The following is a 25005-nucleotide window of genomic DNA, read 5'->3' as shown; positions in this document are numbered from 1 at the left end:
CAGAGGATGAGCTATGTCGGATCAGAGTTTCCTAAGCTGGCCGTTTTTTGAAGACCGCCACCGGGCGTTGGTGGTGGCTTTGGAGGCTTGGGCAGGGGCGCATCTGCCCGTCGATCATGGCGATGTCGATGCGGCTTGCCGGGGGCTGGTGGCGATGCTGGGGGCGGGCGGATGGTTGCAGCACTCGGGGGCTGCGCTAGGCGAAAAGCTGGACGTGCGGAGCCTGTGCCTGATCCGCGAGACTTTGGCGCGGCATGATGGGCTGGCAGATTTTACCTTTGCGATGCAGGGACTTGGCATGGGGGCGGTGTCGCTGTTCGGCTCAGACCTACAGCGCGAATGGCTGGTGCGGACGCGGGCGGGGACGGCGATTTCCGGCTTTGCGTTGACTGAGCCTGCGTCGGGGTCGGATGTGGCGGCGACCTCCACGACGGCGGTTCTGGGGCCGCAGGGCTGGCTGTTGAACGGCGAGAAAACCTATATCTCGAACGGCGGGATTGCCGATGTCTATGTGATCATTGCGCGCACGGGCGAGGCTCCGGGTGCGAAAGGGTTGTCGGCGTTTTTGCTGCCTGCGGATACGCCGGGGCTGTCTGTGGTGGAGCGGATTGAGGTGATCGCACCGCATCCTTTGGCGCATCTGGCTTTGCGCGATGTGATGTTGCCGGAAACCGCGCTGATTGGGCGGGCGGGGGATGGCTTTAAGATCGCGATGTCGGTGCTCGATGTGTTCCGCTCCACCGTTGGCGCGGCGGCTTTGGGCTTTGCACGCAGGGCGCTGGATGAGGCTTTGGCACGGGTGCAATCGCGGCGGATTCAGGGCGCCGCCTTGAGCGAGTTGCAGATGGTGCAGGGGCATTTGGCGGATATGGCGTTGCAGGTGGATGCCAGTGCCTTGCTGATTTACCGGGCGGCTTGGGTGAAGGATCAGGGCGCGGCGCGGGTCAGCAGGGAAGCCGCGATGGCCAAGCTGTATGCCACCGAAGCAGCGCAAAAAGTCATCGACATGGCGGTGCAACTGCATGGTGGCGACGGCGTGCGGCATGGTTTCGCGGTGGAGGCTTTGTACCGCGAAATCAGGGCGTTGCGGATTTATGAGGGCGCGTCAGATGTGCAGCGCATCGTGATCGCGCGGAGTATTTTGGGATGACATACACCCGCGAAATTCAGATTGAGTTCAACCACTGCGACCCGGCCGGGATCGTGTTTTATCCGCGCTATTTTGAGATGACCAACTCGGTCGTTGAGAACTTTTTCAACGATGTGGTCGGGCGCAGTTTTGCCTCGATGCATCGGGGGGCGGATAATGGCGTGCCAACTGTGGCGCTTGCGGCGGAGTTTGTCGCCCCCTCGCGTCTGGGCGATAAGGTGTTGTTTTCGCTTGGGGTTGAGAAGTTGGGGCGATCTTCGATCAGCCTTATGATCGAGGGCCATATGGGCGCGGAATTGCGGCTGCGGGTGGCGCTGACTTTGGTGTGGATTGACGGCATGAAATCGGCGGCTTGGCCCGACGCGATGCGGGCGCGGCTGGTGGCATATATGGAGGACGCGGCATGAGTCATGAGGTTTTGCACCCGAAAAACTGGAAGCCGGCGCGGGGCTATGCCAATGGCATGGCCGCCTCGGGGCGGATGGTGTTCACTGGCGGGCTGATCGGTTGGAACGCGGATCAAGAGTTTGAAACCGATGATTTCGTAGGCCAGGTTGAAGCGGCTTTGCGGGGCATTGCTGAGGTGCTGGCCTGTGCCGGGGCCAAGCCAGAGCATCTTGTACGTTTGACCTGGTATGTCACCGACAAGAATGAATATCTCAGCAATCTGAAGGGCTTGGGCGCGGTCTATAAAGACGTGATCGGGCGGCACTATCCGGCGATGGCGTTGGTGCAGGTGGTGGCTTTGGTCGAGGATCGCGCGAAAGTTGAGATTGAGGCAACGGCTGTTATCCCGGAGGGTATGTGATGTCCGAACACTCAAAACTCGGGCCGTCAGGACATAGCGATACGTTCACGCGGGATCGGCTGCCGCGCCTCGATCAGCAGCCCGAGTTTCTGTTGGAAGGTTTTGACTACCCCGAATATCTGAATGCTGCTGTTGAGTTGACCGATAAAATGGTCGAAAAGGGCTTTGGGGACAACACGGCGTTGATCGGCAACGGGCGGCAACGCACCTATAAAGAACTGACCGATTGGTCGAACCGCCTGGCTCATGTGTTGGTTGAAGATTACGGCGTAAAGCCCGGTAATCGTGTGCTTATTCGATCCGCCAATAACCCGGCGATGGTGGCGTGCTGGCTGGCGGCTACCAAGGCGGGCGCGGTGGTGGTCAATACCATGCCGATGCTGCGGGCGGGCGAGCTCGCGCAGATTGTCGATAAGGCCGAGATCGCTTTGGCGCTGTGCGACACGCGGCTGATGGAGGAACTGGTCAGTTGCGCCAAGACCTCGGGCTTTCTGAAAACCGTGGTGGGGTTTGATGGCACGGCGAACCACGATGCGGAGTTGGATCGCGCGGCTTTGTCAAAATCGGTGCGGTTTAGCCCGCCGCCGGTCGGGCGCGATGATGTGGCGCTGATTGGGTTTACCTCTGGCACCACCGGAGAGCCGAAGGGCGCGATGGCGTTTCACCGGGATATTCTGATCATCGCGGATGGTTATGCGAAGGAAGTGCTGAACGTCACGCCGGAGGATGTGTTTGTGGGCAGCCCGCCGTTGGCGTTTACCTTTGGGCTGGGCGGGCTGGCTGTGTTTCCGTTGCGGTTTGGTGCTGCTGCGGCGCTGTTGGAGCAGGCGACGCCGGGCAATATGATTGAGTTGATCCAGACTCATAAGGCGACGGTGTGTTTTACCGCGCCGACGGCGTATCGGGTGATGTTGAAGGCGATGGCGGAGGGGGCGGATTTGTCCTCTTTGCGCGCGGCGGTTTCTGCGGGGGAGACTCTGCCTGCGCCGGTCTATGAAGAATGGATGGCGAAGACCGGCAAACCGATGCTGGATGGCATTGGCGCCACCGAGATGCTGCATATTTTCCTGACCAATCGGTTTGAGGATCATCGGCCGGGCTGCACCGGGCGTCCGGTGAACGGCTATGAAGCGCGGATTGTGGGACCCGATATGGCAGAACTGCCGCGCGGCGAAGTGGGGCGGCTGGCGGTGCGCGGGCCGACCGGGTGTCGCTATCTGGCGGATGATCGGCAGGCGAAATACGTGAAGGACGGCTGGAACCTGACCGGGGACAGCTTTTGGCAGGACGAGGACGGGCGGTTTCATTTTGCCGCGCGCTCGGATGATATGATCATCTCGGCGGGCTATAACATTGCCGGGCCAGAGGTAGAGGCGGCACTGCTGTCGCATCCCGATGTGCTGGAATGCGCGGTGATCGGGCGGGCGGATGAAGAGCGCGGCCAAATTGTCGAAGCGCATGTGGTGCTGGCGCAGGGCCGTGTGGGCGATGCTTTGATGGTGAAGGCGCTGCAAGATCACGTCAAACGAGTGATTGCGCCCTATAAATATCCGCGTTCCGTGCAGTTCGTGCAGGCTTTGCCGAAGACGCAGACTGGCAAAATCCAGCGGTTCCGGCTGCGCGACGGGGCTTAGTGCAGGGCGGCTTCGCGCCGGATCGGCCAGCCGGGGCGCGGGATAGGCTGCGATGGGTTTTGCGCAGCTTGTTGTAACACGGCGCAAAGGCTGGCCTCGCGCGCCTGCAGGCGCGCGACGGCGGCGCGGATTTCGCAGAGTTCATCGGCGGGGCTGAGGTTTTGCATCGGATTCTCCTGTTGCGGCTGTGCAGGGAGAGGATGCAGCCGGATGGGTTAATCATGGGTTGCGATCCGGGCTTACCGGAAAAATTTCTTTGAAACAGCCGTCGATAAATTTCCTTGCATTGCAGGCCTGCTCGGCAAATTCTGGCCCGGTTTTAGGCAGTTCATTTGGAGACGGATATGTGGGATTTTTCGATGACGCAGGCGCTTGGCCTGATGCGCAAGACAGCACCTTTTGTGCTGTTCCGAGTGATCGTGTATTTTGGCATCTCGGCAGCGTTCATTCTGGCGACGGGCACGGGGGCGGGGATTGGTTGGGGTGTCGGCGCGTTTGGCGATGGCGATTTTCAGATCAATTCGACCTTTTACGGCGGGTTGTTTGGCTTTGCGGCGACGGCGGGGGTGCTGTTTTTCCTGCGCGACTACATTCTTTACATCGTGAAGGCGGGCCACATCGCGGTGATGGTCGAGATCATGCAGGGCGGGCAGGTGCCGGGCGGGCGCGAGCAGATTGAACACGCGACGGCGGTGGTGAAGGCGCGGTTTGGCGAAGCCTCGGCGCTTTTTGCGCTGGATCGGTTGATCAAAGGCGTGGTCGGGGTGATCACTGGGCTGATCCAAGGCATCCTGAATATCCTACCGATCCCCGGGGTTGATCAGATGATGGGGGTGGTGCGCGCCTACCTGAAAGTCTCGGTCGGGCTGGTCGATGAGGTGATTTTGGCGCATGGGATCAAGACGCGCGCCGAAAATCCTTGGGCCTCGGCGCAGGATGGTTTGGTGCTTTACGCGCAGAACGCCAAGCCCTTGTTGATCAATGCGGCTTGGCTGACCCTGTTCAGCTATGGGCTGTCGTTCGTGGTGTTTCTGGTGATGCTGGCCCCGGCGGCTGTGGTGGTTTATCTGATCCCCGGATCATGGTCGGCGGGCGGATTTGTGTTTGCCATTCTGTTCGCTTGGGCGGTGAAAGCGGCGCTGATTGAGCCGTTTGCGATTGCGTGTCTGTTGCAGGTGTTCTTCGAGGTGACCAAAGGCCAGCAGCCTGATCCGGTTTGGCGGGGCAAATTGGAGGCTGCAACTGTGAAATTCAAAGAGTTGGGGACACGGGCGGCAACTTGGGCGGGTGCCAAATTTAGCGGCGCACCCGCAGTCTAACGGGCAACACCCCGTCACAATCTATGCGCGGATGCGATGGGGCGTTGCTCTGTCGGGTCAGATGTGGCAAGACAAAAGAGACGCAATCTAGACTGGTGAGTTTAGCCATATGAGCGATTTTTCTGCCCGCCGCGTGATGATGGTCGACACTCAGGTGCGCCCCTCCGATGTCACAAAATTTCCGATTATCGCAGCGATGCTTGCGGTGCCGCGCGAGGCCTATGTGCCGCACTCAAAATCCGAGGCGGCGTATGTCGGGGAAAACCTTGAGATTGGCGCGGGTCGGGTGATGGTGGAAGCCCGCACTTTGGCCAAGATGCTGGACGCGCTGGACGTGCAACCCACCGATCGCGCTTTGTATATCGCGGGTGGTTTGGGCTATGGCGCTGCGGTGCTGGGGCGGATGTTGGCCTCGGTGGTGATGGTTGAATCTGATGCAGGGCTGGCGGGTGCGGCGCAGGCGACTTTGGGCGCGGGCAATGTCTCGGTCGTCACGGGACCGCTGGAGGCGGGCTCGGCGGGGTCGTATGATGTGATCCTGATCGAAGGCGGGGTGCAGGATGTGCCCGAGGCCCTGCTTGCGCAACTCGCCGAAGGCGGTCGGATTGCCGCGATCTTCATGCAGGGCGCGCTGGGATCGGTGAAGATTGGGCATAAGGCAGAGGGCCGGGTGACGTGGCGGTTTTCATTTAACGCCACGGCGCCGATCTTGCCGGGATTTGCCAAGGCTGCGGCCTTTGCGCTGTGAACAATAGACGTGGCGGCCGGACCGGGTCTGGCCGCTGACAACAAGCGCAAAACGCGCAGCTATATATGAGGTCGTGATGCAGAAGTTCTGGGCAGCAGTGGCGGTGACGGCGGCGATGGTGGCGGCCCCCGCCGCGCGGTCCGAGACTTTGGCGGATGCGCTGATCTCGGCCTATAAAACCTCGCATCTGCTGGATAAAAACCAAGCGGTGCTGCGGGCCGCGGATGAAAGCGCTGCGGTGGCTTTGGCGCAGCTGCGTCCGGTGATCAGCTTTGCGACGCAGGCGACATGGACCAAGCTGGATTACGCCTTTTCTACCGACCGCTTTGGCACGCGCGGGCCGTTTTATACCGCATCCACCGATGCCTCGGCGCAGCTGAGTGCGACCTTCCTGATCTATGCGGGCGGGCGCGGCAAGATGGCGGTCGATGTGGCGCGGGAAAGTGTGCTGTCGACGCGCGAAGCTTTGGTGAATGTCGAGCAACAAGTGTTGTTGGCCGCAGTTTCGGCCTATGTCGACATGCGCTTGCAGGCGGAAATCGTGGCATTGCGCGAATCCAACGTGCGGCTGATCAGCCAAGAATTGCAGGCGGCAAAAGACCGCTTTGATGTGGGCGAAGTCACGCTGACCGATGTGTCCTTGGCCGAAGCGCGCAGGGCGGCGGCGCAATCGGGTCTGGCTGCGGCGCAAGGCGCGCTGGAAGCCGCGCGGGAGCGCTACAAAGCGACGATTGGCCATTACCCCGGCAAGCTGGCTGGCCTGCCGAAACTGCCGTTTGCCGCCAAATCCGAAGAAGCCGCACGCGCGGTTGCGGTGCGCAACCATCCGGTGATCAAACAGGCCGGGCATGAGGTGAAAATCTCGGACATTCAGGTCAAAATTGCCGAAGCCGCCTTCCTGCCGACGGTCAGCAGCTCTCTGACGGTCAACGAGGATTGGCAGTCGGGCTCGGGCAATACCGTGGCTGGCATCAGGTTCAGCGACACAATCTATCAGGGCGGCGAACGCTCGGCTTTGTATCGGAAAGCCTTGGCGGGCAAAGAGGCCTCGTCTGCGGCGCAGTTGCAGGCGGTGGTCGAAGTGTCGGAAGCCGTCGGCAATGCATGGTCGAATGTGATCGTGCAGCAGGCCTCGATCCAAGCCGGGGGTTTGCAGGTGACGGCGGCGCAAAAGGCGTTTGACGGCGTGCGCGAGGAAGCCACTTTGGGCGCGCGCACCACTTTGGACGTGCTCGACGCCGAGCAGGAACTGCTCAGCGCGCGCGCCGACAAGCTGCAATCGGAAGCCAGCCGCTATGTTGGCGTCTATCAGCTGCTGTCCACCATGGGGCAGTTGACGGCGGATCAGTTGAACCTTGGCATCACCACCTACGATCCAGAAGCCTATTACAACGCCGTGAAGAAAGCCCCGCTGACCTCGACGCGCGGCAAGCGGCTGGACAAGATCCTGGAAAAAATCGGCAACTGAGCCGTTTCAGATCTGCTTAAGGTGTAAGCGGCCCCTGCCCGGATGCGGTGCGGGGGCCGTTTTCGTTAAACTCGTCGGCAGTCTATCCGCTTGATCGTTCTCGGTAATGCGCCAATTCCTTGTCATGCGTGGCTTCTGTCGCTAGACTGACGATGAATAGCTGAGTTTGAAATGCGTAGGGCGCCGTTGATGTCAGAGCCGTTGAGTTCGACCGAGATTGAGGATGTGTTGTCCTCTATCCGCAGGCTGGTGTCGGATGACATGCGGCCCACCCCAAAGCTGGCGGCTGCTGCGGGGGATAAGCTGATCCTGACCCCGGCGTTGCGGGTGGTGCAGACCGAGGCGGACCTGCCCGATCCTGTGGCCGAGCCGCTGCCGATGTTCGTGGCGGTGCCGCGCTCAAACCTGATGGATGCGCCGCGCAGTGGTTTGGGCGATGTCGTTGCCAGCGTTGGTGCTGCCGTGGATGCAAGCCCGGATGATTGGGAAGCGGAAATCGGTGACTCTGCGCCGCAACCGGATATGGCTTCAGCCAATCCATGGTCACTGCCTGCCGATGACGTGTTGGTGGATGAGCCGCTGGCGTCGGATGACGCGGGCGCTGAGCCGCATGATCACTTTGTATATCACGCGGCTGAGACGGCGGCCCCTGCGCAAACTCCGGCTTGGGCGCAAGAAGATGAGATCGCGCAAGACGATGAGGCTGAGGCCGCCGCGGCCCCGCTGCACGGCACGGTAGAGCCTGATCCGGTCTGGGCCGATGCCGCCGAAGCCAGCGTGCTGGCAGCACTTGCCGAGCCGGATGCGGCGGACGACGACTCGTTCGATCAGGCGATGCGGTTTGACGAAGATGTGCTGCGCGAATTGGTGCGCGACATGCTGCGCGAAGAGCTGGCGGGCAAAATGGGCGAGCGGATCACCCGGAATATTCGCAAGCTGGTGCGGGCGGAAATCGCACGGGCGCTGGCGGCGCAAGAGTTTGAATAGGCTCAGGTTGAGCGGGCCAAGTTTGAATAGGCTGGGGCTGACCGCAACCCAATGATGCTAAATAAAAAACGCGCCAAAAGGCGCGTTTTTGTATTCTTAAGGCAGAGACGGCTTACGCCGCTTCTGCATGCTCCAGCTCCAGCGCGTGACGGCGCTCGGATTCTTCGCGCGACAGCGCAACCGAGGTGCGCACGCCCTTCGAGACAAATTCCATCAGCCCTTTGACCACCCGTTCGTTCGGGTCAATGCCCGAACAGGACAACACCTCGCGGCCATCGCGCGAACGTGCCCAACGGGCGATTTGATCGGGGCCGTTGCCATATTTCTTGTCATCTGCAATGGCATCATCCAAAGCAGCCAAAACCACCGCCGCAAAAAGCTTGCGCGCCCGCTGGCCTTGCTCAAAGTTGAAGGCTGTGCTGTCAACCGTATCCAACATCACATCGTCCTTTTTTCTTGCTCTTGTATTTCCGTAACTTCCGCGCTTGTAACGTTTTGATAACGATTCGGGGGGCCAACTTTCGCATATCTGTCATGCGCTAACAGCATGGCTGTCGAGAGTATCTACCGTATCTAGTCGTCTTGCTTGCAAACGTAACACGCTATATAGGGGGCGCTTCTTTAACTTCAACCTTTTGATAAGGTTTTACCACAAATGCCGAAGATCAACGGAAACGAAATCAAACCGGGCTTCATCATGGAGCATGACGGCGGACTTTGGGCTGCGGTCAAGGTCAACCATGTCAAACCGGGTAAGGGTGGCGCTTTCGCTCAGGTAGAGCTGAAAAACCTGCGCGATGGCCGCAAGTTGAACGAGCGGTTCCGTTCGGAAGACAAGGTTGAAAGGGTCGAGTTGGAGAATAAGGACCAGCAGTTTCTGTATGAGACCGACGGCCGCTTGGTGTTCATGGACTCTGAGACTTACGAGCAAGTTGAAATTGATGCCGAATTGCTGGGCGACCGTCGCCCCTTCTTGCAAGATGGCATGATGGCGACGGTGAACTATTACGGCGAAGAGCCGCTGAACGTCAGCCTGCCGCAGAAGGTGCGCTGCAAGGTGGTCGATACCGAGCCTGTGCAAAAGGGCCAGACCGCGGCGAACAGCTTCAAGCCCGCGATCTTGGACAACGGCGTGCGCATCATGATCCCGCCGTTCATCGGCCCGGATGAAGATATCATCGTGCATACCGAGTTGATGGAATATTCTGAGCGGGCGTAAGGTCTGGCGATTGTTTGGTGAAGGATTTGGGGCCGTCCTTTTGGGGCGGCCTTTTGTTTTGGGGGCTGCGATGGATGTGATTTTGCAAGCGGTGCGGGCGGCGGGCAAGGCGGCGGTGTTGCCGCGATTTCGGACCTTGGGCGCGGATCAGATTTCTCAGAAAACCGATTTTGCCGATCTGGTGACGGTGGCAGATACCGAAGCCGAGGCTTTGATTGGGGCGATTTTGGCAGAAACTTGGCCAGAGGCGCGCGTGCTGGGCGAAGAAGCGGTTGCGGCTGATCCAAGCCTTCGCGCTGCGATGGCGGGTGCGGGGTGGCAGGTGATCGTCGATCCGGTCGATGGCACGTGGAACTTCGCCAAGGGCATCTCGACCTTTGGCATGATCGCGGTGGCGGTGCAGGACGGCGTGACGCAATATGGGCTGCTGTATGATCCTTTGCTGGATGATTGGGTTGAGGTGAGGGCGGGCGGGCCTGCGCGGTTCGTACAGGCGGATGGGCGGGCGCAGGTGTTGGCGGTGTCTGGGGTCAGCGATCCGGCGCAGATGTGCGGCTTCATTCCGGTGGGGCTGTTTGCGGCGGATCGAAAGCGGGCGGCGGTGCTGGCGGGGTTATCTTATGGCCGCGTGACCAGTTTGCGCTGTTCGTGCCATGAGTATCGGCTGATGGCGCAGGGGCATGTCGAGTTTGTGATCTCGGGGCCCCAGCCGCATCCCTGGGACCATGCCGCAGGCGTGCTGGCGGTGCAGGCGGCGGGCGGCGTGGCGCGGTTTCTGGATGGTGCCGCGTATGATCTGGCGCGCAGGGCTGGGGTGTTGCTGGTGGCCAATTCGGAAGCGACTTGGAGCCGGGTGGCAACGGATTATGCGGCGTTGGCGGGTTGAGGCTTGGACGCTGGCTGTGGCCTAAGGTGCCTCCGGCGGGGATATTTGAGCACAGAGGATGACCTCAGGGCAGGATTTTATAGCGAGATTTTGGCGCTGCGTGCGGTGAGGTTTTCGGCGCGATCAAAGCGCAGGTAGGCAATGGCGCGGCCTTGGCTTTGCGTGAACAAAGTGCCTGCGGGTTTCTCGCCTTGCAGGATCGGCGTGCCTGCCGGGGCCTCGCCCTCAATGCTGACGGTGATCAGGCCCTTTTTCAGCTCGGTCTTGTGCTTCATCCGGGCGGTGACTTCTTGGCCGACATAGCAGCCTTTGCGGAAATCGACGCCGTGCAGGCGTTCAAAGCCGGATTCCAGCAGGTAGCTGTCGTCGGGGACCAGCTCGATGCCAGTTTCGGGGATGCAATGGGCGACGCGGATGGCGTCCCAGTCGATGCTGGGGGCGGTGCCTGAGGGTCCGTAAGCACGCCAGCCGAGGGCGGGGTGGCGCGGGTCGGAGAGGGCATCCGCTTGGGCCTCACCCAAGCCGCGCGTCACACTCAGTTCGGTGGCCGCAAACTGCACATCGGCGCGCAGGCGGTACATCGAGAGGCGGCGGATTGTGGTCTCGGCAATGCTGTCTTTGATGTCCAACAGCAGGCGGTCGCCTTGCGCCACCAGCAGGAAATCGGCGAGGTACTTGCCTTGCGGCGTCAACAGCGCCGCCCAAACCATGCCATCGCCGCGCGCCAAAGGCAGCACGTCATTGCTGACCATGCCTTGCAGGAAGGTCAGCCGATCCGCCCCGGTGACGGTATAGACGCGACGGTCGGCGGCGGTTTCGCCCAACATAGGTTAGTCCTTGAATTGCAAGCGGTAGAGCCCGGCATAAAGCCCGCCCTGTGCCAGAAGTTGGTCATGTGTGCCGGTTTCCGCAACCCTGCCATGGTCCATCACCACGATTTTGTCGGCATCTCGGACGGTGGCGAGGCGGTGGGCGATCACCAAAGTGGTGCGGCCTTGGCTGCCAAGCGCGAGGGCTTCGGCCACGATGGACTCGGATTGCGCATCCAAGGCCGAGGTGGCCTCATCCAGCAGCAGAACCGGCGCATCCTGCACCAAAGCGCGGGCGATCGCCACGCGCTGACGCTGGCCGCCCGACAGGGCAGAGCCGCGCGGGCCGACCGGGGTATCAACGCCGCGCGCCAGCAAGACCAGAAAATCCGCGACATGGGCGGCGCGCAGGGCGGCGTCCAACGCATCGGGCGCGACTATGCGGCCCAAAGCGATGTTCTCTGCCAAAGTCTCATCAAACAGCGCCGAGTCTTGCGTCACGGTGGCAAACAGCGCGCGTTGATCGGCCAAAGCGAGGCCAGAAGCGGCCACACCGCCGATGCGGATGAGGCCACTGGCGGGTTCCAAAAGGCCAGTCAGCAGGTGGAACACCGTACTCTTGCCTGCCCCAGACGAGCCGACCAGCGCTGTGGTCTTGCCCGCCTCGGCGGTGAACGAAAGACCGCGCAGCACGGCTTGGTCGCCATGCGCGAAGCTGACGTCCTCGAAGCGGATTTCCGGCGCCCCGGGGGCGGGCAGCGCAAGGCTGACTGCGGGGCGGGGATAGGCGGGGCGGGCGTCAAACAGCGCGTAGATCCGCTCCAGACTGGCGGAGGCGACTTGCCAGGTGCCAGACATCTCACCCAGGCGGCGCAGCGGTTGGAAGGTCAGCGACATCGCGGTGAAGAACGACATGAAATCGCCGGTGGTGCGTTGGCCGGAGGAAATCTCATCCCCCGCCATCAGCAGCACAGCGAAAAAGCCAAGGCCCGTGACCAGATCAATCATCCCCGGCATCAGGCTGCGCGCGAAGATCGAGCGTACCTCGGCGCGGCGGATCGACTTCAACACCGTGCGGAAGCGTCCGGTTTGGTAATCTTCCATCCGGTTCAGCTTGACCGCATTGATGCCGTGAAAAATCTCGTCCAACCTTGTGGCGCGCTGGCCTGCCTGATCGCGCAACTCATTTGATTTGCGCCGGACATAGCGCTGCAACATCGCGGCGGGCAGGATCAGCAAGGGTGCGCCGATCAGCGCTGCCAGTGTCCAGCGCAGATCAATCGAGACTGCCACGGCCAGCAATGTGACCAGCCCCAAAAGATCGCGGCCAATGCCGGTGACCAAGGCGCTCCAGATGCCTTGCACCGCACCTGTGTCGCCCTGTACGCGCTCGATCAGCACGCCGGGCGGGTTGGTTTGAAAGAACGGCGCGTCCAGTGTCAGGATATGGCGCAAAAGGTCGGATTGCATTGCCGCAGAAACCCGCTGCGAGATCGACCAGATCAGCGTGCGCGACACCACCACGGTGAAGGCGCGGGTGGCAAACAGGCCAAAAATCGCAAAGCCGACGCCATAGAGCGCCGCCTCGCCCCCCGGGGTGAACACCACGTCAAACAGCGGTTTCAGCAGGTAAGATAGGCCGCCAAGCGCGCTGCCCTCGATGATCATCAGCAAGAGACACAGCAGGATGCCCCATATGTGCTGATGGATATAGCTTGACCAAAATCGCCGGAGCAGGCTGGGCCCATGCTGACTGGGATTGGTTTTGGTCAAGACAGGCACTTTCGATTGCGAATGGCTGGTTTGGTCTAGCTTGCGCAGGCGGTGAGGGCAAGCGTAGCTGCGGCTGCGGGCGGGGCGTTGCCGCTGGCGATTGACGCGGCATATCGGTCCGGGTAGCCATGTCAGGTTTGTATTTGGAGCCTGACATGACCCTAGCCAACGGCCGTCCTTACCTTGCCATTCCGGGCCCTTCCGTGATGCCCGACCGGGTGTTGGCCGCGATGCACCGGGCGGCGCCGAACATCTATGAGGGGGCTTTGTATGATCTGGTGGCCTCGCTTTGGCCCGATCTGAAGGCGCTGGCGGGGACCAAAGCTTCGGTTGCGGCCTATATCGGCAATGGCCATGCGGTCTGGGAGGCGGCGAACGCCAATATGTTTTCGCGCGGCGAGAAGGCGTTGGTGTTGGCGACCGGGCAGTTTGGGCTCAGCTGGGCGAATTCGGCGCGGGCGATGGGGATTGATGTGGAAGTGCTGGACTTCGGCAAATCCACACCGGTCGATATGGCGCGTGTGGAGGCGGTGCTGCGGGCGGATAAGGCGGGCCGGATCAAGGCGGTGCTGACGACGCAGGTGGATACGGCCTCGACCATTCGGACGGATATTGCGGCGTTGCGAGCGGTGATGGATGGCGCCGGGCATGGCGCGCTGTTGGCGGTGGATTGCATCGCGTCGCTGGGCTGTGATGAGTACCGGATGGATGATTGGGGTGTCGATGTCACGGTGGCGGCGAGCCAGAAGGGGCTGATGACACCGCCGGGGATGGGGTTCATCTGGTTCTCGGATAAGGCGCGGGCGCGGACTGTGGGCGCGGATTTGCGCACGCCGTACTGGGATTGGACCCCGCGCGCGGATGGTGAGGAGTTCTGGCAGCTGTGGAACGGCACCGCCCCGACGCATCATCTTTATGGGCTGCGCGAGGCTTTGACGATGATTGGCGAGGAGGGGCTGGCTGCGGTCTGGGCGCGGCATGATTGTCTGGCGCGGACGGTTTGGGCGGCGTTTGACTGTTGGGCGGCGGGAAATCCGGCGATCGGGATGAACGTGGCCGATCCTGCGGATCGCGGGCGGTCGGTGACGGCGGCGCGGTTTGGCGCACCCCATGCGACGCGGCTGCGGGAATGGTGCGAGCACCGCGCCGGGGTGACTTTGGGGATCGGGCTTGGCATGGCTCCGAGCTCGGACCCGGCTTATCACGGTTTTCTGCGGGTGGCGCATATGGGGCATGTGAACGCCCATATGACTTTGGGGGCGCTGGCAGTGATGGAGGCCGGGATGATCGCTTTGGATATCCCGCATGGGGGCGGGGCCTTGGCGGCAGCGGCGCGGGTGGTTGCGGCGGGGGCCGGGGTTTGAGGGCTGTCCACGCGTGGACAGGTTTGTGCGTATGGGATTTCAAGGGGTTAGCCTTGGGTCGTTCACATAGTCTTAACCTTTGCTGGGCGTGACCTGAACCGGGGGCGGTCTCGGCCCCCATCGAGGGGGCGCTCGACCGCGCTGCCGGAGGGCGGGTTTGTGGCCTTGCGATTGGCATTGAGGGAGGCCGCTCCGCGGGGAGTATTTGACAAAGAGCAAATGCTGGCGAGATTGAGGGCTTTGGTTTTATTGTGTCGGGCTGGGCGGCTTTGGGTTTCACGGAAAGCACAGGGGTCGAAAAATGCGGTCGCGGGGCGTGCGGGGCCGCGTTTTTCGATTTCTGAGAATCCTCAACCGCTCTAACCTGTTGGCACGCAAGGGGAGTTGGTGCGATGACGCATGAAGCGGGCGGGATGTTGGATGCGGCCTGCCATTGCGGGGCGGTGCAGTTTCGGCTGCGGCTGAGCGATGGGGTTGCCAGCGCGCGGCGCTGTGATTGTTCGCTGTGCCGAATGCGCGGGGCGGTTGTGGTCTCGGCGCAGGTTGGCGAGATTGTGTTTGTGCAGGGCGAGGAAAATTTGAGCCTTTACCAGTTCAACACCAAGGTGGCGCGGCATTATTTCTGCAAGACCTGCGGCATCTATACCCATCATCAGCGCAGGTCGGACCCCGGACAGTTTGGCGTCAATGTGGCCTGCATTGCGGGGATGTCGCCATTTGATTTCGCTGAGGTTTTGGTGATGAACGGGGTGGCGCACCCTTCGGATGCTGGCGGCGGCGACCGGATGGCGGGGGTGTTGCGGTTCTCAAAGACCTGAGCGGGTGTTTGAGACGGCGGGGCGGCCTCGGCCGCCATCGAGGCGGCGCTCAGCCGCGCTGCCGGGCGATGGCTGCGGAGCGAGGGGTTTTGACGTCATGGGCGAGCCTCCGGCGGGAGTATTTCTAAAAGAGCAACTCCTGGAGTTGGTTTTTCCGGGCAGCGATGCAGGTCTTCAACTGTCAGGCTGGCGGCGTATCTGGGAGCCTGCAGAGAGAGGCAAGTTCTGGTGAAAAGCTATATCATCTGTGGCACGCCGCGCAGTGGCAGCACGTTGCTGTGTGATGTGTTGGCGGCGACGAAAGCGGCGGGCGCGCCGGATTCGTTTTTTATGCGCGATGTGGACCCGGTTTGGGCACGGGCTTGGGACTTGCCGGAGCGTGGTGATCTGAGCGACGCGGCTTATGGTGCGGCGTATTTGGCCGCTGCGATCAAGGCGGGTTCGGGGCAGACCGGAGTGTTTGGCTTGCGGTTGATGCGGGAGAATCTGGGCGATGTGTTGCGGGTGATTGACGCGGTTTATCCGGGGCTGGCTTCGGACCGCGCACGGCTGCGGGCGGCGTTTGGCGAGGTGCTGTTTGTGCATCTGACCCGCGCGGACAAACTGGCGCAGGCGGTGTCGTTGATCAAAGCCGAGCAGACCGGGTTGTGGCATATCGGGCCGGACGGGGTGGAATTGGAGCGGCTTTCACCATCGCAACAGCCGCAGTATGATTTTGCGCGGATCCGGGCGAGGGTGGCGGAGCTTGAGGGCTACGATGATGCTTGGCTGCACTGGTTTGCGGCGCAGGGCATTGCCCCGTTGCGGATTGAATATGACAGTTTGTCGGCTGACTGTGGCGCGACGCGATCTTTGGCGCGGAATAGCATAGCCTTTGGCGCGGAAATCTTTGCGGAGCGTTAGAAGATTGCGGTGATCATCCGAGCGTCAGACTTCCCTAGAAATCGGTGCGCCACAGTGGCTGCACGCCCTTGGCGCTATGACCACCTTTTCGCGGATACCAGACGCGGACCGACCCCGCTGGACAATCACACGATCCTCCCAGCAATAGCCCGATCCATAGTGGCAAATGATCCCCGGTACGCCTTGCTTGCGGATGCGCTTGATGTGGCTATCGACGGTGCGCTCGGTGTAATAGCCCGCGCTGTCGCCATACATCGCATCCATCATTTGCTGGCGCGAGAACAGCGCGCCCGGTCGGCGGGTCAGCAATTCGACAATCGCGAACTCGCCCTTGGTGAGCCGCTGACGGGTTTCCCCGACTTCGACTGCCTTACAGCACAGATCGAGAGTGAGTGTTCCGAAATGCCGGATTTCGTGGCCGTGCCGAATGGTCATCGCCATGTCCCTCAAAAAATCGCCGTGATCATCACGAAGCCGGGACCGCCTGCGCCGCCAGCTCCGCCCGTCACACCGGCCCCGCCACCTCCGCCACCTGAGCCGATGGACCCGTCACCGCCCTTGCCACCTGTGCCGTCGTTGTTCGACCCGCCGCCCATGCCGCCATGCCACATGCTGCGATCCGGGTAGGCGATGCCGTTGATACCAGCCCCACCGTCGAGCGCGCCACCGTTCTGCGAGGCTACAATCGGACCGCCGGTCAGTTGGCCACCCCGGAAGTCAGTCGTGGTGCAGCCACCGCCACCAGAGCCGCCGCTGGTCGTTCCACCTTGCCCGCCAAACGTGATCGCAGAGCCGTTGCCACCTGTCTGCGCGCCACCAACGCCGCCAGCTTGGCCCTGCGCCATCCCGCTCGTGCCGAGTTGAGCAAGAGGTTGGTTGGCCGCAGTGGGCACAGCGCCAGCAGCACCGGCGGCACCGCCCGCCGCCGCCGTTCCGTTGCCGCCATTGGCCCCACCCGCAGCTCGGCAAAGGATTGCTTGTGCAGAGGTATCTTCGGCGATGCAAACGTAGCTGATGTTGCCGCCCGACGGGTTGCCGGAGAAAACGCTCAACGTGGCCTGTGCGATCTTTGACACCAGCACATCCACATTGGAAATCGCACCGCCGCCCCCACCTCCGCCACCGCCAGCGGGATTGCCCGCCGCGCGCGAGAAGCCTGTGCCGCCGTTACCGCCCGGCCCGAGCGCGCTGATCCGCAGCGATTTCGCTCCGGCGGGGATGGTGTAAGTCTGCCACCCGCCGGTGTTGTAAAAGAGGGTGGTTTCGGGCGCGCGGCCAGCATCGACATAGGCCTTGTTCGCCGCGTCTCCTGAATTTGTAGGCGTCGGCAGATTTACTGCTTTTGCGGACCCTTGGAAGTCGAGCGTGGATAGGACTGGCTTGGCCATTTAGCCCACCACGATTGCGCGCAAGCCGTTCAGAGCGGGCGGGGCAGCGAACAGCAAGGTGATCGAATTGGCCGAGGTATACTGCACCTCGCAAATCACCTCGCGGATAGAACCGCCTGTTTCGCGGACGGTGGTCACCACATCCAGACTGTTGAGATTGTGGGTGATGACGTAGGAGGTGGCCGACCCATCGCCAAAGGTGGCCGCATATCGTTTGGCGCGACCCGACCAGTTCGCAAGTTTCTGCGGAGGGACAAAGCGCTGGTCATCCGTGCCAGCATCGGTTTCGGCCTGCGTGGCCATCTCGGCAATGCCCGAGGTTGTTTCGGTGGCCGCAGGCGCAGATGTGCCAAACGCCACCCACGTGACCGTCGTGGAGCCGATGGTGCCGTTAACCGCTGTTTGACGGAACGTCGCCGCTGCGGAGGTTCCCTCCTCAACAGTGGTGACCGCCTGTTCGAGTTCTGGGAATGTGTTGGCGTCCAGCGCGCGGGTCGCCGGAGTGGCCGCGCCGTTCCAAATGTAGATGCCGTTCTCGGCACCTGCCGTCTGCGCACGCGGCAGAAATCGATCATTAACCGCCATCGCGATACCGTCGATGGTTGCACCGGGTGCTGACAGGTTGATGTTGCCCTGCGTGGCGACCCGCACAGAGTCCTTCCACGCCAGTCCCTCGACCGCGCTGTCAACATAGCCCTTTGTGACTGCATCGCCGGTCGCGGTGGGATTGGGGAGATTTGTAACCTTGGCCACACCGCCGAAATCCAGATCGACGAGAACTGCTTTTGCCATTTGAGGCGCTCCTTATGTGACGACCGCGAAACCGGCGGTCGGTATGACGAACAAAATCTGTGTCTGATTGAGGGAGGTTGAGACAACTTCACCTTCGATTTCCACGCCGCCCACAGAATAGGCGGTGACAGCGACTCGGTGGCCAAAGTTGTGATTTATGGTCCAGACGGAAGCGGGCGCGGCTTGGGTGTAGATGAGGCGCTCGCCGTCACCCGGCGGCCCCTGCACGCCGACCGCCGCCAGCACGATCTGCGGGCGGGCGAGTGCCTGAAGCACCAGTGCCGGGCCAGCCTCCCGCTGTATGGTCAAGACTGCGTAGCGCGGTGTGATTGAGAGGTTGCTCACGATTGCACCCGCAGTTTGATGGCGGGCCAAGCGGTCGCAATTCCAGCTTGGGTCAGCATCAGGCGCAAAGGCATGATGATGTCGCGCGGAAAGTCCTCCGACCATTTGACGGTGCAGATGAACGCCCCAGCCGCCGCATCGGTGACGGTCAACGTCACCTGCGCTGCCAAGACGGGTGGGGGCTCAAACACCGACAGGGTCGCTCCGGTGATATTGATTGGCCCTGCCTCATCCGTCAGAACGCCGTTAAAAACGAGATCGGAGCCGGGGTTTATAACGATGAGATCGGTCATTTGCGGGATTTCCTAACGCTTTTGGTCGAGGGGGAAGGTCGCGCCAAAGGTCACGATGGCATCGACGGTTCTGCCGTCGCTGGGGATGATCTGCAGGAAGGCATGTCCCTGGCGCAGTTGCAGCCCGCCCATGGGCACGAGGTCGCCTGCGTGGATGGCAAATGTGCGGCCATCGCCGGGGTAAAGTGCCACGCCTGCGAAGGCTGCGAGTTCGCCACTTTTCCAGCGGATAAGCGGTAAGGCTGCGGTGGCCGAGAGGGAGAGCCTGCCGAAGCTGTTGCGATAAATTCCACCTGACCAATCAATCCGAGAGCCTTCCCATGTCAGGAAAACGCCGGGATTACTTTCCTCAAACGGAATCTCTGCGCCGATGTGGTTTGACCCGAAAAGAATTGAAACCCGGTCAGGCTCGGCAGAAGAAACGGTGGGCAGAAGGCACAGCATGATGGCCGCAAAGACCTTCATCACGACACCCTATTGAGTTGTTCGAAGGTGCAGATAAGATTTTCCAGCGACGTAACCGCTGTTCCACTTACAGTTCTCCACGCCGCAATTCCGTATTCGTATAGTGGACTTGCAAGGAATCCGGTGCTCATAAAGCCATCCCGATCCACCAGCCGCATTATGTTCTGATTCACAAGCGTCAGATTCCCTGTGTCCATGACAACCCATGCACCCGGTCCAGCAATCAACCTGCGCCGCAGCACATAAAACAAACCCGGTAAACTGCCGACCACACCCACGACGGTGTCATAGGTCAGTGTCACCATGACCGGGTTAGTCGGTTGGCCGTCCGAACCGTTGATGTACGCTGCCGGTTCAAAGGCTACCGCTGGACCCACGGTGTCAGGTGAAGCCGAGTTGGTCGAAGTGATCGCGAGAGACGCGCGGCGCGTAATAAATGCTTTCCGTCCGACGGCACCCGCAGCGATCATATCTTGCCGCACGACCAGATTGTTGAACTCGGCTGCGCCCGCGTCCGTGACGCGCCAGCCGGATACGCCTGCGACATAGCCAGTGGATTGCAAGGCCCCACCAAAGATCGCCATGCCAGTGACGGCAAACAGCCCATCCACCAAAAGCGATGCGCCCGATTTCTTCTGAACCTTGAGGCCACCCGCCCGAGCAGCGCCGGAGCCGCCAGCAGCGCGCGTCAGCTTGAATCGCGCACGTCGCGCAGTTGCGCCGACGAGGAGGCTGATACTGGACAAAAGCCCGGCATAATTCAGATCTGTTCTGGCCTGCACCACATTCGACGTCACCACCGAAACGGCCCCGGCTGCGTCAACAAGGCCTGTCTCAATGGTCAGCGTTGCCGTGCCTTGACCTGCCGCCGATGATGCAAGGAATGCAGCCCCGGAGACCAGATATTCCGTGTTTGGCTCCACCGCAAACCAGCCGGTATCAACCGATTTCGCAGCTGCATTGGACGCGATATTGAGGAACTGCCGCCCAAGTGTCGCTATGGCGGTACCAACAAAGGTGAACACGGCGCCATCTGTCGTGCTGTAGAAAAGCGGGTCCAGCATGTCGAAGTCGGGATAGATATTGCCACTGTCAGAAATCCGCACCGACGAGGCCAAAATGTCGACGTGCTTGGCTGACATCTTCACGGTGGACGCCGGGCCGCTGACCGGGTTGTCCGTGGCGACGATCTCAAACCCAGCCGAAGCGCCGCCCGCACCGATTCGCAGGCTGTAGCTGGCTGCAGCATTGCCGTTCAGGGTCGCAACCGCAGAGGTTTGCGATGTTATCCATGCCGAACTGCCACCAGCGGAAACACCAAGCTGTGTAAGGAGTGTCGCAAGGGCCGTGCCAGTCAGCGCCGACACATCGACGGCCTGAATTGCAGTGATGGCCGCCTGCAAGCTTGTGTCGGTCGTTATGTCCTCAATCTCAATCCATTCCACCTGCTGCACGGCGCTATTCATGCCGGAAAGCTGCACCATCATGCGCCAGCTCGCGCCCGTCGCTGCGTAAGCGCCCTTGAGGGTCGCAGGCTCAAAGACAACCTCTTTGACAACCCATCCGTTTGCCACAACTGTAGACGTGAAGTCGGCCACCATAGATCCTAGGCCCAGATGCGCCCCAGCGCTGTCTGTCATGGCGAAGAATAGCCGCGTCGAGTGAAGGCCCGTCATGGGGTTGGTGGTGAGGCGCATCTTCATGCGGAAGCGCATTTTCTGGCCCGGCACGAAGGGGCGGTGCGTCCGCTCGCTCATGTTGCGATATGCCGTGTAAAGGCCAGCTTGCAACACCATGCCAAGCCCGGCGACAGCGGGCAGCGTTACCTCTGGATATGCGACGGATGGATACTGCGCGGCGGGCAATGTCGCCACCGACTGCGTGTAGTTTGCCGCCCAATAGAAATCGCCAAACCGAAAATCAGAGTGGAGCTTTTGCGTTTGATACGGCTGAATGCTTGCGGAAAGCTCGGTTTTCACCGCCGCAATGGCTGAATTCGTGTCTGTGGCGGTAAGGTAGTTTGTCGCAAGATCAGATCGAACGCCGCCAACCTGCGACGTGATGGCGGTATTTACCGCCGTTACTGCCGCGCCAATCCCCCGCACGGTTTGCGTTGCGCCAACAGTCGCGCTGGCGACAGTGTAGAGTTGCCCGGCGTCAATATCTGCCTGCGCCGCTGCGCGAACTTGCAGCAAATGCCAGACCGATTGATGCGCCTCTGTGCCGGAGCCTGCCTTCACCGCAAGGACAAGCCGAACGTAAGCGAACGTCCCGGCAGGGCGCTTCACCAAAACCTCCAGGCTCTGCAAGATGCCGGGGTTTAGGGTCAATCCGTGCTGCGTGAAATAGCCGAATGGAACCGCCGCGCCCAGCATATCGCCGCGCGTCCAGCTCGTGCCGTCTGACGACCATTCGAGCCGCAAAGCGCCAAGCGTCAAATCCCCGGCGGTGAAGTCCACGATTGCTGAAAGCACCAAGAAAGGATCGTCAGGATTTGCGCCCTGCATCCCGGCATCACTGCGCGCAATGATGGTCACAACCGCCGATCCAGAAGGCGTTACAACCGACATGGCCGAACCGAACAGGCCCGCCACTTTTGTTGCATAAGTCGCAGTTCCTGCCCGAGAAAACCAATTCGCAGCTGTCAAGTTTCCAGAAGTCCAGCGTGAGAAGATCGGGTCCAAAAGCCAGCCTTTAAGGCCTGCTTTCGTGCGTGCCTCAATGGACGCCAAAGCGCCGTTCACATCAGTGACAAGCCCCGCTGTCAGCTGGTCCAGTTCGGCCTGCGCCGCAGCGGCCGCGCCGACAACATTGTTGATTGTGGCATTCAGGGCCGTCGACAAATCTGCCGAAGATATTCCCACCGAAGGCGCGATCACATCGACCCAAGCCGTCCAGGTGGTGGCCCGACCCGGTGCCACAGGCATGCCCCGCGCCTGATAGGTGACACCCTGCACAATCGCCTCGGTCAGTGGAATGCGCCCGCCCGCCACATCGGCCACTGTGCCGATCTTGACGATGATCCCGGTGTCTTTGACACGCACCTGATACTGCACGGCCTCGACGGCATCCATATCAATGGCAGACCAGGTCATCACGATGCCCGGCTTCCGTGCGGTGCCAGTGCCATCGCCGACCGAGAGCGGCTGTACATCCCATGAGGCGAGCGTCTGTGCGGCTGGGGTGACCGGACTGGGCGACGGCGTCGGTGCCGGGATCAGGCTGCCGGTGAAGACGAAGTCCGCCGCATTGACCTCGCGCACAGAAACCCGTTGCAGCGCCGTATTTACGTCATCGGCCAGCTGCGACAGGTCGAACTGCTTGGCGGTGTAGCTGTTGCGCGCCGAGGTCCAGCTGATCACATCCAGCGGTTCCAAAATCGCGGCATCAGGCGGCAGGGTCATGTTGTGGCGACGGAATCGGCGCTCGTCGGCGATATAGGCGTCCATGATCCGCTGCACTTGGTCCGGGTATGGACAGGCGGGCAGATCAAGGCTGGCGACACGGCGCTCACCGTCTTCCAATTCCCATGCCGCGTTGTAGCGCGGGGGCGCACTTTTCGCGACCCACATCACTGCCGGATCGGGGTATTTGGCGTCAATGCCGTTCTGACGGCCATCGGCTTGCGGAAAGGGATCATAGTCTTGGGCTTTGCTGACGACGATATCGTCGTCCGTCAGGAACATCACCGGCATACCCGGCCCACCGACACGGACCTTGAACTCGCCGCCAACCTCGGCGATCTGACCCGCGCAGCCCTTCAGCAGCTCCTCCATCACCGCCGCAGGTTCCATATCGACCCGGACCTCATAGCCCGCACGATACTGCGCCACCGCAGGTGTGCCCGCCGTGATGTCGCAGGTGTTCATCCCCGAAAACCAAGAGGCGTTCGGCAGATCGACCGCCTCGATCTCGCCGCCCCAGACGCCCAAACCTGCAATATCGATGCCCCGGCTGATATTGTAAGCCATCACAATCGGGTTGACGCTTGACTGATAGGTGGCGGGTTGGCCCCAGCGGTGCGCGCCAGAGCCGCCGATGGTGCTGTCTTTGCGCGGATCGTAGAGCTTGATACCGCCGCACTGGACGAGAACGGCCGGGAATTCGGTGAAGACCTCGCGGTTATACCGGAAGGTGAAAATCACATAAGGAATGCCGGTGCCGATCATATCGGACAGCCAGGGCCGCTCGGGATAGCTGCCATATTTGGCCAGCAACATCGGATCGGCGACAGTCTGCGAACCGTCATAGTATTTGACCCAAGCATAGCTCGCATAGATGCCCGTCAGATCATTGCCGTAATCGCCATTCACGGTGGCAGCGATATCCACCCACGCTCCATTGATCGCCACCCGTTCAAGGGTTTGGCCCGCGACATCGCCCAAAGCGATCACATAAGTGAGGTAAGCATTCGGAGTTTTGTCGACCTTGCCATGCGTCATCGGCGGCGCGACCGCATCACCGGCTGTCGCGTAAGACCCCAGCACGAAACCTACCGGGTTGGTGCCGCCAGTGGCGGTTGATGACGTGGTGATGCCAGAGGCGTTCTGCTTGGTTTTTGGCCCCAAGGCGCGCTGCAAGGCGCTCAGCGCGACGGATGACAGCAGCCTTCCCGCAACGGTGGACAGAAATCCACCAAGCGCAGTGGCGCTGACCGCAGCACCAAAACCCGCCCCGGCCGATAGGGCCGCAAAGAACACGGGTCCTGCCGAGGCTTCAGATACCGTCAGAAAATAGGCCAATAAAGCCCAATAAAGCGTCAGGAAATAGCGCATCATGGCACCCGATACGCGGCGCGAGCATGCGTGAGAGGCAGCATGCCCATGCGAGACTGCGTCAAAACATAAACCCCTTCGCCTTGGACAACGCCAAGCACAGCACCCTCTGGGCCTTCAATGACCGCCAGATCACCGGGAGCGGCGAAGGCAGGCGCGATCTCTTCAAAATGGACAGCGGCAAAGGCCAGATGATCGGCAAAACCTGCGCGTTTCAGGGCCGTTAAGCCGCCCTTTAACGTGGTGTATTTGCCGCGCCATTTCGCCGCGAGATCAACGTCCGTCATCGCGTTGACGCACCCGGCGGCGAACAGCGCGCAATCGTGCTGGCCGTATTCAAACGGCAGTTGCGCGCATGCACCGACATGGTCGATCAGGCGGGATTTCCAGTCAGGACGTCTCATCGGTCGCTCCCCTTCGCCGGCTTCATGGGCGGCCGGGGCGGTGGAGGCGGCCCCCCCGCCTTAATCTCGCCCCACGAGGTTTTGACGCCGCCTGTCACATCCTTGTAGCGGTAGAACCGATCCCCGCCGCGCTGGCTTTGCACTGCGTCACTGCGGGTCAGCGTCATGCCATGCGTCAAGCTTTCCGCCGCACTGGCGAGCGTAATATCGACCTTGCTTTCGCCGCCAATCGCCGCCGTCTGAATCGGAGCCTTGTCGATCACGCCCTTCCACAGCCGTTTCGGCGTGGCGATCAGCGCGCCGGTCGTGGGGTTGAAGAAAGCGCGGTGGATCTCGGCGGGCGCGCGCCAAGCATCCATGCCGCGTAAAAGCAGGTTGACCTCGTCGAACAGCGGCGACAGTGCCACACGCTGCATCCGCACCACGAGGCCCGCCTGCATCACAATCGGGTCGACGCCTTTGAGCGCGCCACCACCGAGATATAGCCGCGCCTCGCCACCAATGGTGAAGGTCGCGTCTTCTTCGCCCGTCCAAAACCCAATGCCCGCCCGCAGTCCCGTCGCCCGGTCGCGGGGGCGCACCCAGAACAGCGCGCGCGCTTTCCATTCGTCGCGGGCTTGCAGGTAGGTCAGCTCGGCTGCTGTGTAAGACCGCATC

The 25005-nt window shown here is 61.4% G+C and carries 26 protein-coding genes; 13 read left to right on the top strand and 13 right to left on the bottom strand.

Annotation, left to right across the window (positions count from 1 at the left end; genetic code table 11):
- The first annotated feature begins 13 nt into the window (after positions 1–13).
- Genes ACS5RD_RS18015 through ACS5RD_RS18000 form a run of 4 tightly spaced genes read left to right on the top strand, consistent with a single transcriptional unit; the run spans position 14 to position 3592 of the window.
- A complete protein-coding gene (locus tag ACS5RD_RS18015; RefSeq protein WP_489928535.1) occupies positions 14–1150 on the top strand; it encodes an acyl-CoA dehydrogenase family protein in 1137 nt (378 codons plus the stop codon).
- Positions 1147–1557 (top strand): acyl-CoA thioesterase, encoded by a 411-nt coding sequence (locus tag ACS5RD_RS18010; protein WP_489928534.1) that lies wholly within the window; start codon positions 1147–1149, stop codon positions 1555–1557. The genes ACS5RD_RS18015 and ACS5RD_RS18010 overlap by 4 nt, the downstream gene beginning before the upstream one ends.
- Positions 1554–1958: a RidA family protein gene (locus ACS5RD_RS18005; RefSeq protein ID WP_054004617.1), complete on the top strand. Its 405-nt coding sequence runs from the start codon at positions 1554–1556 to the stop codon at positions 1956–1958. The genes ACS5RD_RS18010 and ACS5RD_RS18005 overlap by 4 nt, the downstream gene beginning before the upstream one ends.
- Positions 1958–3592, top strand: coding sequence for an AMP-binding protein (locus tag ACS5RD_RS18000; protein ID WP_489928533.1), 1635 nt, complete (start codon positions 1958–1960; stop codon positions 3590–3592). The genes ACS5RD_RS18005 and ACS5RD_RS18000 overlap by 1 nt, the downstream gene beginning before the upstream one ends.
- Here ACS5RD_RS18000 and ACS5RD_RS17995 read toward each other — a convergent pair.
- Complete coding sequence (locus ACS5RD_RS17995; RefSeq protein WP_489928532.1) at positions 3589–3759, bottom strand: hypothetical protein; 171 nt, start codon at positions 3757–3759, stop codon at positions 3589–3591. The genes ACS5RD_RS18000 and ACS5RD_RS17995 overlap by 4 nt on opposite strands.
- 177 nt (positions 3760–3936) lie before the next feature.
- On the opposite strand from ACS5RD_RS17995, the gene ACS5RD_RS17990 reads away from it, so the two are divergent.
- The 4 genes from ACS5RD_RS17990 to ACS5RD_RS17975 all read left to right on the top strand — a co-directional run bounded on the left by ACS5RD_RS17990 (position 3937) and on the right by ACS5RD_RS17975 (position 8114).
- On the top strand, positions 3937–4911 hold the full coding sequence (locus tag ACS5RD_RS17990; protein WP_489928531.1) for a hypothetical protein: 975 nt from the start codon (positions 3937–3939) through the stop codon (positions 4909–4911).
- A 109-nt stretch (positions 4912–5020) separates the two neighbouring features.
- Positions 5021–5659 carry a protein-L-isoaspartate O-methyltransferase family protein gene (locus ACS5RD_RS17985; RefSeq protein WP_489928530.1) on the top strand — a complete coding sequence of 213 codons (639 nt, stop codon included), beginning with the start codon at positions 5021–5023 and terminating at the stop codon, positions 5657–5659.
- A 76-nt stretch (positions 5660–5735) separates the two neighbouring features.
- Positions 5736–7127 (top strand): TolC family outer membrane protein, encoded by a 1392-nt coding sequence (locus ACS5RD_RS17980; RefSeq protein WP_489928529.1) that lies wholly within the window; start codon positions 5736–5738, stop codon positions 7125–7127.
- A gap of 189 nt (positions 7128–7316) precedes the next feature.
- The gene (locus ACS5RD_RS17975; RefSeq protein WP_489928528.1) at positions 7317–8114 is read left to right on the top strand and encodes a hypothetical protein; all 798 of its coding nucleotides are present in this window, start codon (positions 7317–7319) and stop codon (positions 8112–8114) included.
- Positions 8115–8226: 112 nt separating this feature from the next.
- Here ACS5RD_RS17975 and ACS5RD_RS17970 read toward each other — a convergent pair whose 3' ends face one another.
- Positions 8227–8553, bottom strand: coding sequence for a DUF6280 family protein (locus tag ACS5RD_RS17970; protein ID WP_054004612.1), 327 nt, complete (start codon positions 8551–8553; stop codon positions 8227–8229).
- Between the two features lie 216 nt (positions 8554–8769).
- Here ACS5RD_RS17970 and efp point away from each other — a divergent pair, with 216 nt between their 5' ends.
- A complete protein-coding gene (gene efp, locus ACS5RD_RS17965) occupies positions 8770–9333 on the top strand; it encodes an elongation factor P (RefSeq protein WP_054004611.1) in 564 nt (187 codons plus the stop codon).
- Between the two features lie 70 nt (positions 9334–9403).
- On the top strand, positions 9404–10219 hold the full coding sequence (locus ACS5RD_RS17960; RefSeq protein ID WP_489928527.1) for an inositol monophosphatase family protein: 816 nt from the start codon (positions 9404–9406) through the stop codon (positions 10217–10219).
- 77 nt (positions 10220–10296) lie between these two features.
- On the opposite strand, the gene ygfZ is transcribed toward ACS5RD_RS17960, so the two are convergent.
- On the bottom strand, positions 10297–11046 hold the full coding sequence (gene ygfZ, locus ACS5RD_RS17955) for a CAF17-like 4Fe-4S cluster assembly/insertion protein YgfZ (RefSeq protein ID WP_489928526.1): 750 nt from the start codon (positions 11044–11046) through the stop codon (positions 10297–10299).
- 3 nt (positions 11047–11049) lie between these two features.
- The gene (locus ACS5RD_RS17950) at positions 11050–12801 is read right to left on the bottom strand and encodes an ABC transporter ATP-binding protein (protein ID WP_489928525.1); all 1752 of its coding nucleotides are present in this window, start codon (positions 12799–12801) and stop codon (positions 11050–11052) included.
- 155 nt (positions 12802–12956) lie between these two features.
- Between ACS5RD_RS17950 and ACS5RD_RS17945 the strand changes: the two genes are divergently transcribed.
- From ACS5RD_RS17945 to ACS5RD_RS17935, 3 genes are all read left to right on the top strand, one after another.
- On the top strand, positions 12957–14165 hold the full coding sequence (locus tag ACS5RD_RS17945; RefSeq protein ID WP_489928524.1) for a pyridoxal-phosphate-dependent aminotransferase family protein: 1209 nt from the start codon (positions 12957–12959) through the stop codon (positions 14163–14165).
- A 392-nt stretch (positions 14166–14557) separates the two neighbouring features.
- Positions 14558–14983 (top strand): GFA family protein, encoded by a 426-nt coding sequence (locus ACS5RD_RS17940; RefSeq protein ID WP_489928523.1) that lies wholly within the window; start codon positions 14558–14560, stop codon positions 14981–14983.
- 228 nt (positions 14984–15211) lie between these two features.
- Positions 15212–15886, top strand: coding sequence for a Stf0 family sulfotransferase (locus ACS5RD_RS17935; protein WP_489928522.1), 675 nt, complete (start codon positions 15212–15214; stop codon positions 15884–15886).
- Between the two features lie 24 nt (positions 15887–15910).
- Here the strand turns inward: ACS5RD_RS17935 and ACS5RD_RS17930 are convergent, their stop codons facing one another.
- Genes ACS5RD_RS17930 through ACS5RD_RS17890 form a run of 9 tightly spaced genes read right to left on the bottom strand, consistent with a single transcriptional unit; the run spans position 15911 to position 25004 of the window.
- Positions 15911–16321, bottom strand: a complete 411-nt coding sequence (locus tag ACS5RD_RS17930) for a winged helix-turn-helix domain-containing protein (RefSeq protein WP_489928521.1) — start codon at positions 16319–16321, stop codon at positions 15911–15913.
- Positions 16322–16332: 11 nt separating this feature from the next.
- Positions 16333–17274 carry a hypothetical protein gene (locus ACS5RD_RS17925; protein ID WP_489928520.1) on the bottom strand — a complete coding sequence of 314 codons (942 nt, stop codon included), beginning with the start codon at positions 17272–17274 and terminating at the stop codon, positions 16333–16335.
- A complete protein-coding gene (locus ACS5RD_RS17920) occupies positions 17275–18066 on the bottom strand; it encodes a hypothetical protein (RefSeq protein WP_489928519.1) in 792 nt (263 codons plus the stop codon).
- A gap of 12 nt (positions 18067–18078) precedes the next feature.
- Positions 18079–18411 carry a hypothetical protein gene (locus ACS5RD_RS17915; protein ID WP_489928518.1) on the bottom strand — a complete coding sequence of 111 codons (333 nt, stop codon included), beginning with the start codon at positions 18409–18411 and terminating at the stop codon, positions 18079–18081.
- Positions 18408–18704, bottom strand: coding sequence for a hypothetical protein (locus ACS5RD_RS17910; protein WP_489928517.1), 297 nt, complete (start codon positions 18702–18704; stop codon positions 18408–18410). The genes ACS5RD_RS17915 and ACS5RD_RS17910 overlap by 4 nt, the downstream gene beginning before the upstream one ends.
- Before the next feature lie 12 nt (positions 18705–18716).
- Positions 18717–19169 (bottom strand): hypothetical protein, encoded by a 453-nt coding sequence (locus ACS5RD_RS17905; RefSeq protein WP_489928516.1) that lies wholly within the window; start codon positions 19167–19169, stop codon positions 18717–18719.
- Positions 19169–23944: a phage tail protein gene (locus ACS5RD_RS17900; RefSeq protein ID WP_489928515.1), complete on the bottom strand. Its 4776-nt coding sequence runs from the start codon at positions 23942–23944 to the stop codon at positions 19169–19171. The genes ACS5RD_RS17905 and ACS5RD_RS17900 overlap by 1 nt, the downstream gene beginning before the upstream one ends.
- Positions 23944–24348, bottom strand: coding sequence for a DUF6950 family protein (locus tag ACS5RD_RS17895; protein ID WP_489928514.1), 405 nt, complete (start codon positions 24346–24348; stop codon positions 23944–23946). Before ACS5RD_RS17895 ends, ACS5RD_RS17900 begins: the two co-directional genes overlap by 1 nt.
- Positions 24345–25004 (bottom strand): hypothetical protein, encoded by a 660-nt coding sequence (locus ACS5RD_RS17890; RefSeq protein WP_489928513.1) that lies wholly within the window; start codon positions 25002–25004, stop codon positions 24345–24347. Before ACS5RD_RS17890 ends, ACS5RD_RS17895 begins: the two co-directional genes overlap by 4 nt.
- Between the last annotated feature and the right edge of the window lies 1 nt (position 25005).

Source organism: Cypionkella sp. PAMC25878 (genome assembly GCF_058135695.1).
Note: the sequence above shows the minus strand (reverse complement) of the source record. Positions and strands in the feature narration are given on the sequence as shown.

What these genes read in the sequence shown, in the direction of transcription:
- ACS5RD_RS18005 (WP_054004617.1), top strand. Translation starts at nt 1,554, where the DNA reads ATGAGTCATGAGGTTTTGCACCCGAAAAACTGGAAGCCGGCGCGGGGC.
- ACS5RD_RS17975 (WP_489928528.1), top strand. Translation starts at nt 7,317, where the DNA reads ATGTCAGAGCCGTTGAGTTCGACCGAGATTGAGGATGTGTTGTCCTCT.
- ACS5RD_RS17990 (WP_489928531.1), top strand. Translation starts at nt 3,937, where the DNA reads ATGTGGGATTTTTCGATGACGCAGGCGCTTGGCCTGATGCGCAAGACA.
- ACS5RD_RS17920 (WP_489928519.1), bottom strand. Translation starts at nt 18,066, where the DNA reads ATGGCAAAAGCAGTTCTCGTCGATCTGGATTTCGGCGGTGTGGCCAAG.
- ACS5RD_RS17940 (WP_489928523.1), top strand. Translation starts at nt 14,558, where the DNA reads ATGACGCATGAAGCGGGCGGGATGTTGGATGCGGCCTGCCATTGCGGG.
- ACS5RD_RS17960 (WP_489928527.1), top strand. Translation starts at nt 9,404, where the DNA reads ATGGATGTGATTTTGCAAGCGGTGCGGGCGGCGGGCAAGGCGGCGGTG.
- ACS5RD_RS17895 (WP_489928514.1), bottom strand. Translation starts at nt 24,348, where the DNA reads ATGAGACGTCCTGACTGGAAATCCCGCCTGATCGACCATGTCGGTGCA.
- ACS5RD_RS17890 (WP_489928513.1), bottom strand. Translation starts at nt 25,004, where the DNA reads ATGCGGTCTTACACAGCAGCCGAGCTGACCTACCTGCAAGCCCGCGAC.
- ACS5RD_RS17900 (WP_489928515.1), bottom strand. Translation starts at nt 23,944, where the DNA reads ATGCGCTATTTCCTGACGCTTTATTGGGCTTTATTGGCCTATTTTCTG.
- ACS5RD_RS17905 (WP_489928516.1), bottom strand. Translation starts at nt 19,169, where the DNA reads ATGAAGGTCTTTGCGGCCATCATGCTGTGCCTTCTGCCCACCGTTTCT.
- ACS5RD_RS17925 (WP_489928520.1), bottom strand. Translation starts at nt 17,274, where the DNA reads ATGGCCAAGCCAGTCCTATCCACGCTCGACTTCCAAGGGTCCGCAAAA.
- ACS5RD_RS17970 (WP_054004612.1), bottom strand. Translation starts at nt 8,553, where the DNA reads ATGTTGGATACGGTTGACAGCACAGCCTTCAACTTTGAGCAAGGCCAG.
- ACS5RD_RS17930 (WP_489928521.1), bottom strand. Translation starts at nt 16,321, where the DNA reads ATGACCATTCGGCACGGCCACGAAATCCGGCATTTCGGAACACTCACT.
- ACS5RD_RS17945 (WP_489928524.1), top strand. Translation starts at nt 12,957, where the DNA reads ATGACCCTAGCCAACGGCCGTCCTTACCTTGCCATTCCGGGCCCTTCC.
- ACS5RD_RS17910 (WP_489928517.1), bottom strand. Translation starts at nt 18,704, where the DNA reads ATGACCGATCTCATCGTTATAAACCCCGGCTCCGATCTCGTTTTTAAC.
- ygfZ (WP_489928526.1), bottom strand. Translation starts at nt 11,046, where the DNA reads ATGTTGGGCGAAACCGCCGCCGACCGTCGCGTCTATACCGTCACCGGG.
- ACS5RD_RS17985 (WP_489928530.1), top strand. Translation starts at nt 5,021, where the DNA reads ATGAGCGATTTTTCTGCCCGCCGCGTGATGATGGTCGACACTCAGGTG.
- ACS5RD_RS17980 (WP_489928529.1), top strand. Translation starts at nt 5,736, where the DNA reads ATGCAGAAGTTCTGGGCAGCAGTGGCGGTGACGGCGGCGATGGTGGCG.
- ACS5RD_RS18010 (WP_489928534.1), top strand. Translation starts at nt 1,147, where the DNA reads ATGACATACACCCGCGAAATTCAGATTGAGTTCAACCACTGCGACCCG.
- ACS5RD_RS18000 (WP_489928533.1), top strand. Translation starts at nt 1,958, where the DNA reads ATGTCCGAACACTCAAAACTCGGGCCGTCAGGACATAGCGATACGTTC.
- ACS5RD_RS18015 (WP_489928535.1), top strand. Translation starts at nt 14, where the DNA reads ATGTCGGATCAGAGTTTCCTAAGCTGGCCGTTTTTTGAAGACCGCCAC.
- ACS5RD_RS17995 (WP_489928532.1), bottom strand. Translation starts at nt 3,759, where the DNA reads ATGCAAAACCTCAGCCCCGCCGATGAACTCTGCGAAATCCGCGCCGCC.
- efp (WP_054004611.1), top strand. Translation starts at nt 8,770, where the DNA reads ATGCCGAAGATCAACGGAAACGAAATCAAACCGGGCTTCATCATGGAG.